We start from the raw sequence: 623 nt of genomic DNA, 5'->3' as shown, positions 1-623 counted from the left end.
GAAGTGGCACCTGAGCACGTTATCGTAGTTCGTGTTGAAGAGACGCGTGACGAAACGGTTCTACCGCTAGAAGAAGTGAATGACCAAGTTGTAGCAGCACTTTCTAACGTGAAAGCAGAGCAGCAAGCAATTGAACTGGGCGTTTCTCTAGTTAATGAGCTGAAAGCGGGTAACGAAGCGGTACTGGCTGAAAACGACCTAGCGTTTAGCGAACTTGAAACGATTGACCGTAGCTCTCCACTAGCAAGCTCTGTATTTGCATTTGCGAAGCCTGAAGCGGACAAAGCAGTATTTGGTCAAGCGAAAGACCAGAACGGCAACATCGTTGTTGTAGAGCTTTCTAAGGTAACTGCAGATATCAACCCAGCTTACAGCACTCAAATCGGTGCACAGCTAGAGCGTGTTGGTAATCAACAAGACCTAACGAACGTTCTGAACGTACTTCGTAAGAATGCAGACGTTGAATACTACATCGTAGGTCAAGGTCAGTAATAGCAAGGTACGTGATTGACAGCTTGAAGAGTAGGTTTGCGAGTCAGCCTACACGACAATGAAAATCAGATGTAACTCAAAGCGGGTCACTTAGGTGGCCCGCTTTATTTTTATATAAACAAACTACAGTG

The 623-nt window shown here is 45.6% G+C and carries 1 pseudogene; it reads left to right on the top strand.

Annotated elements, in window-relative coordinates:
• Positions 1 to 492: pseudogene (locus tag KIV40_RS30120) on the top strand (peptidylprolyl isomerase); the annotation flags it as partial.
• Between the last annotated feature and the right edge of the window lie 131 nt (positions 493 to 623).

It is taken from the genome of Vibrio sp. D173a, from assembly GCF_030248475.1.
Note: the sequence above shows the minus strand (reverse complement) of the source record. Positions and strands in the feature narration are given on the sequence as shown.